The 377-nt window shown below is 50.4% G+C and carries 1 protein-coding gene; it reads left to right on the top strand.

The genetic code is table 11. The features are described 5' to 3' along the window. Window positions 1–377 (top strand): flagellar assembly protein A (locus ACYVTD_RS17850; protein ID WP_461248956.1); only part of this gene is annotated, 377 nt, incomplete at both ends.

The raw sequence follows: 377 nt of genomic DNA, 5'->3' as shown, positions 1-377 counted from the left end.
GGTCAGCGAAGGCGCCGCCGGGGAAGACGGCAAGGATGTATTCGGCAATGTTATTCCGGGCCTTCCCGGTAACGACCCGGAGATTAAACTGTTCAACGGACTGGAACTTCACGGCTCGGCAATTAAAGCCGCCCAGGACGGACTGCTGCTTTTTCAGGCGTCGGGAAAAAGTTTTTTTGGCGAGGTTATTAACTACCAGGATGCAAAAATAGGAATTCACATTTCCGAAGACGCAATGGAAGTAAAGGGAGATTTTTTCCGCGAAGCGGGGCCGGGGGTTCCCATTTCAGTCGAGAATTTAAAAAAGGTAATTGCCTCCTATGGGATAAAAAAAGGCATTGACTGGATGGACCTGGAAAAAGCCTGCGCCCATACCC

The organism is Treponema sp. R6D11 (assembly GCF_054786075.1).
Note: the sequence above shows the minus strand (reverse complement) of the source record. Positions and strands in the feature narration are given on the sequence as shown.